Annotated in this window: 6 protein-coding genes; 4 read left to right on the forward strand and 2 right to left on the reverse strand. The window is 69.8% G+C overall.

Going from position 1 to position 4383, the window contains the following annotated elements:
• Positions 1-1605: response regulator (locus RDU12_RS12965; RefSeq protein ID WP_308685001.1), on the reverse strand; the 1605-nt coding region annotated here is incomplete at its 3' end.
• A 193-nt stretch (positions 1606-1798) separates the two neighbouring features.
• On the opposite strand from RDU12_RS12965, the gene queC reads away from it, so the two are divergent.
• From queC to RDU12_RS12985, 4 genes are read left to right on the forward strand one after another with little or no spacing between them, the layout of a single operon-like run.
• A complete protein-coding gene (gene queC, locus RDU12_RS12970; protein WP_300291996.1) occupies positions 1799-2518 on the forward strand; it encodes a 7-cyano-7-deazaguanine synthase QueC in 720 nt (239 codons plus the stop codon).
• Positions 2515-3150: a 7-carboxy-7-deazaguanine synthase gene (queE, locus tag RDU12_RS12975; RefSeq protein WP_300291994.1), complete on the forward strand. Its 636-nt coding sequence runs from the start codon at positions 2515-2517 to the stop codon at positions 3148-3150. Before queC ends, queE begins: the two co-directional genes overlap by 4 nt.
• Positions 3147-3515 (forward strand): 6-carboxytetrahydropterin synthase, encoded by a 369-nt coding sequence (locus RDU12_RS12980; RefSeq protein WP_300291992.1) that lies wholly within the window; start codon positions 3147-3149, stop codon positions 3513-3515. Before queE ends, RDU12_RS12980 begins: the two co-directional genes overlap by 4 nt.
• Complete coding sequence (locus RDU12_RS12985) at positions 3512-3985, forward strand: GNAT family N-acetyltransferase (protein WP_300291990.1); 474 nt, start codon at positions 3512-3514, stop codon at positions 3983-3985. Before RDU12_RS12980 ends, RDU12_RS12985 begins: the two co-directional genes overlap by 4 nt.
• On the opposite strand, the gene RDU12_RS12990 is transcribed toward RDU12_RS12985, so the two are convergent.
• Positions 3982-4254, reverse strand: a complete 273-nt coding sequence (locus RDU12_RS12990; protein WP_308685005.1) for a hypothetical protein — start codon at positions 4252-4254, stop codon at positions 3982-3984. The two genes, RDU12_RS12985 and RDU12_RS12990, sit on opposite strands and share 4 nt — an antisense overlap.
• Between the last annotated feature and the right edge of the window lie 129 nt (positions 4255-4383).

The following is a 4383-nucleotide window of genomic DNA, read 5'->3' on the forward strand; positions in this document are numbered from 1 at the left end:
GGCCGGCGCGCCGGCCGCCGTCGCCGCCGTGGCCTGCTCCAGCGCCGCCGTCATGGCCATGCGCAGGCGTTCGGGCTTGATCGGCTTCTCGACCACGGCGGCCATGCCGCAGGCGAGGTATTTCTTGGCGTCGTCGGGATCGGCGTTGGCGGTCAGGGCCACGATCGGGACCGCATTGACCGGTCCGTCCAGCGCGCGGATCGCCCGGGTCGCCTGGACGCCGTCCATGCGCGGCATCTTGATATCCATCAGCACGAGATCGAACTGGCGTTCCTGCAGCGCCTCCAGCGCCTCGACGCCGTCCTCGGCGGTTTCGGACGTGCAGCCGAACATCTCGCACAAGGCCTGGGCGACGACCCGGTTGGTGGCGTTGTCGTCCACGATCAGGATGTGCGGCGACGACGCCATCTCCAGATCGGACAGCGACTGGACGTTCGAGGCGGGCGCCTGCTCCACGCGCGTGCGGTCGACCTCGAGATCGAAGGCGAAGGTCGCGCCGCGCCCGCCGTTGTTTCGGGCCCAGATGCGGCCGCCCATGCGGTCGATGATCTGGCGGCAGATCGACAGCCCCAGGCCCGCCCCGTCGTGGCCCGAGCCGTGGACGAACGGCTCGAAGACCGTGTCCACGCGATCGGCGTCGATGCCGGGGCCGTCGTCGCGGATCCGGGCTTCCAGCGTGATCCGGTCGCCGGCGGCCGTCGCCTTCAGACTGGCCTCGACCACGCCGTTGCGGGCGAATTTCAGGGCGTTGCCGATCAGATTGTTGAACACCTGCTTCAGGCGCGGGCCGTCGACGACGGCGGCCAGTTCGGTGTCGCCCTCGTAGCTGATCATCAGGGTGACGTTGTCCTGCGAGGCGCGGGGCGCCCACACGGCCTGGATGTCATCCATCAGACTCCGCAGGGGCGTGGGCTCGGCATGCAGCTCCAGCTCGCCGGCCTCGGCCCGCGACAGGTCCAGGGCATCCTGCAGAATCCGCAGGAGAGTCTCGGACGAGTCCACGATGGTGGTCACATGGGCGTGCGCCTGCGCATTCAGGGGCTGGCGGCGCAGCAACTCGGCCACGGCGAGGACGCCGTTCATGGGCGTCCGCAGCTCGTGGCTCATGATGGTCAGGAACTGGCTCCGGGCGCGGGCCGACTTCAGGGCCTGGGTCCGGGTGTCGTTCAGCTCACGCACCTGCTCAGCCAATTCGGCGTTCTGGAGCCGCTGGCTTTCGTTGGCGGCCCGCAGCAGGGACCCCGCCGTCCCGACGCCGTGATAGCGCCCGTTGCGGGTGACGATGAAGCCCCGCATCAGCGTGCCCGCGCCGCCCTTTATCAAGCCGTCGCAGACAGTGTCGATGGCCACGCCGGCCTCGACCACCGCGGGCTCGGGGTCCATCACGTGGATGACCGGCCGACCCAGGTACAGGGCGTGGCCCAGCGGGCTGGCGATCTTCAGCAGGAAATCGTTGCGCTCGATCAGGCCGACCGGACGACGGCCGTCGACGACGGCGATCACCAGGGTGTCGGGTTCGCGCTCGAAGCGGGCGAACACCTCGCTTCCCAGCGTCTGGGGCGGCACCGCCTCGGCGCGCTCGGTGAGGACTTCGATGGTCGGCATACTCACCGGCACTCCACTGCGACCGTCGGACAATGGCAGGGAACCATTTGCCGAAGCGTTAAGCGCGTTCGGGGGCGCCTTTGCGCCGCTTTTGCGCGGGCCGTCGCGCTGGTGTAGAAGGCCGCCCCCGTCCTGGAACGGCCCATCACCCCTTGTCCATGCGCGCGGCCGACCGGCCGACCGCAGGTTTGTCATGAGCGATTCACTGCAAAAGCCTGCGAATTCCGCCCTTGTCCTGTTCTCCGGCGGGCAGGACAGCGCTGTCTGCCTGGCGTGGGCTCTGGCGCGTTACGGGCGGGTCGAGACCGTGGGATTCGACTACGGCCAGCGCCATGCGGTCGAGATGCAGGCCCGGCTGAACGTGCGCGAGGGCATGGTTCGCGTCTTGCCCCAATTCGCCGAACGGCTGGGTCCCGATCACGTCGTCGACCTGACCGGCTACGGCAAGATCGCGGACAGCGCCCTGACCAGCGAGCGGGCCATCGAGATGGACGCGCGCGGCCTGCCGACGACCTTCGTGCCGGGCCGCAATCTGGTCTTCCTGACCTGCGCCGCCGCCCTGGCCGACCGCCGGGGGCTGGAGGTGCTGGTCGGCGGCATGTGCGAGACCGACTTCTCCGGCTATCCCGACTGCCGCCGCGACACGATCGACGCCATGGCCCGGGCCCTGAGCCTCGGCCTCGACAAGCCCGTGGTCATCGAGACGCCGCTGATGGCGCTGACCAAGGCGGACACCTGGGCGCTGGCCCACGATCTCGGCGGTCAGCCGCTGGTCGAGCTGATCGTCGAGGCCTCCCACACCTGCTACCGCGGCGACCGCGAACACCGCCACGCCTGGGGCTATGGCTGCGGCGACTGCCCGGCCTGCGAGCTGCGCGCAACGGGCTACGAAGAATGGGCGGCCCGGGCATGACCTATTCGGCCAAGGAGGTCTTCCTGACGGTGCAGGGCGAGGGCGGGCAGGCCGGCCGGCCGGCCGTCTTCCTGCGCTTCGCCGGCTGCAATCTGTGGAACGGGCTGGAGCGCGACCGCGCAACGGCCGTCTGCAGTTTCTGCGACACCGATTTCGTCGGGACCGACGGCGACGGCGGGGGCAAGTTTCCGACCCCGGACGCCCTGGCCGACCACGTCGCGGCGATGTGGCGGGGCCGGGCAGGGGACCCGAAGCTGGTCGTCTGCACCGGCGGCGAGCCGTTGCTGCAGCTGGATGTGCCTCTGATCGACGCCCTGCACGCCCGCGGCTTCGAAATCGCCCTGGAATCCAACGGCACCCTGGCGGCGCCCGCCGGCATCGACTGGATCTGCGTCAGCCCCAAGGCCGACGCGCCGGTGGTCCAGACCGCGGGTCAGGAGCTGAAGCTGGTCTATCCGCAGCCCGCCGCCATGCCTGACCGGTTCGAACACCTCGCCTTCGAGCGGTTCTGGCTCCAGCCCATGGACGGCCCCGATCGCGAGGCCAATACGGCGGCGGCCATCGACTATTGCCTGAGCCATCCCAAATGGCGGCTCAGCGTCCAGACCCACAAATACATCGGCGTAAGATGAACGTTTTCGAGATCACCAAGGCGGCCACCTTCGACGCCGCCCACCACTTCCCGACCGAGCCGGAGGGCAGCCCCTACCGGCGCATCCACGGCCATTCCTTCCAGGTCGAGGCCACGGTGCGTGGCGAGACGCTGGACGCCGCCCACGGCTGGGTCGCCGATCTGGGCGCGCTGGACCGGGCCCTGAAGGCCGCGGCCGAGGAACTGGACCACGGCATGCTCAACGAGCATCCCGGGCTCGAACTGCCGTCGCTGGAGAACCTCTGCCTGTGGTTCGCCAATCGTCTGAAGCCGGAATGGCCCGGCCTCAGCCGTATCACCGTCTCGCGCCCGACCATCCACGAACGCTGCGTGCTGACGCTGTGAGCGGCGACCTGTCGATCCGACCGTATCAGCCGGCCGACGCCGCGGCCCTGTCGGCCCTCTACGAGGCCTCGGTGCGGACCCTCGGCGCGCGCGACTATTCCGCGGCCCAGATCGACGCCTGGGCGTCCCTGACCCCCACGGCAGACGCCCTGGACGGCCGGATGCAGGACGGCCGGACGCGACTGGTCGCGGTCATGGATAATATCGCCGGCTTCATCGATGTGGAACCGGACGGCCACATCGACCTGCTCTACGTCTCGCCCGAAGCCGCAGGCCTCGGCGTCGCGCGACTGCTGCTGGAGACGGCCGAAGCCCTGGCCCCGCTGTCGGGCGCAGACCGGCTGTACGCCGAAGCCAGCGAGACGGCGCGGCCGGTGTTCGAACGACGGGGTTATTCGGTCATCGCCCGCCGCGACTTCGAGGTCGCGGGCGTGCCGATCCACAACTGGGCCGTGGAAAAACCGCTCTAGCAGTCGCGGCCCTGGCGCTGGCGCTGTTCGCAACGGCGCTGCTCGCGCTCATGCTCGCGCTGTTCCCGCTCGCGTTTCGCCCGGGTCTCCTCGTCGGAGGTGGTCACGGCGTCGACGCCGGCGCCGACCACGGCCCCCGTCGCCTTGGCCGTTCCGCCGACCACGGCCGCGCCCGCGCCCACCACGGCGCCGACGAGGCAGCCCTGCAGCATCAGGGCGCCGCCCAGTACGGCGGCCAGGACGGCGCTGCGCATGACCATGATCTTCATTGGAAATCTCCCGACGCCGCATCCTGGAGCAGAAAGGGTGAACGCCGACTGACCGCAGGCGGATGGTGGGCGGCGAGGGGTTCGAACCCCCGACCCCCTCGGTGTAAACGAGGTGCTCTGACCAGCTGA

The organism is Brevundimonas sp. (genome assembly GCF_031082345.1).
GTDB lineage: Bacteria > Pseudomonadota > Alphaproteobacteria > Caulobacterales > Caulobacteraceae > Brevundimonas.

Excerpts from the sequence above, each read along its gene's own strand:
- RDU12_RS12990 (WP_308685005.1), bottom strand. The coding sequence starts at position 4,254 with ATGAAGATCATGGTCATGCGCAGCGCCGTCCTGGCCGCCGTACTGGGC.
- queC (WP_300291996.1), top strand. The coding sequence starts at position 1,799 with ATGAGCGATTCACTGCAAAAGCCTGCGAATTCCGCCCTTGTCCTGTTC.
- queE (WP_300291994.1), top strand. The coding sequence starts at position 2,515 with ATGACCTATTCGGCCAAGGAGGTCTTCCTGACGGTGCAGGGCGAGGGC.
- RDU12_RS12980 (WP_300291992.1), top strand. The coding sequence starts at position 3,147 with ATGAACGTTTTCGAGATCACCAAGGCGGCCACCTTCGACGCCGCCCAC.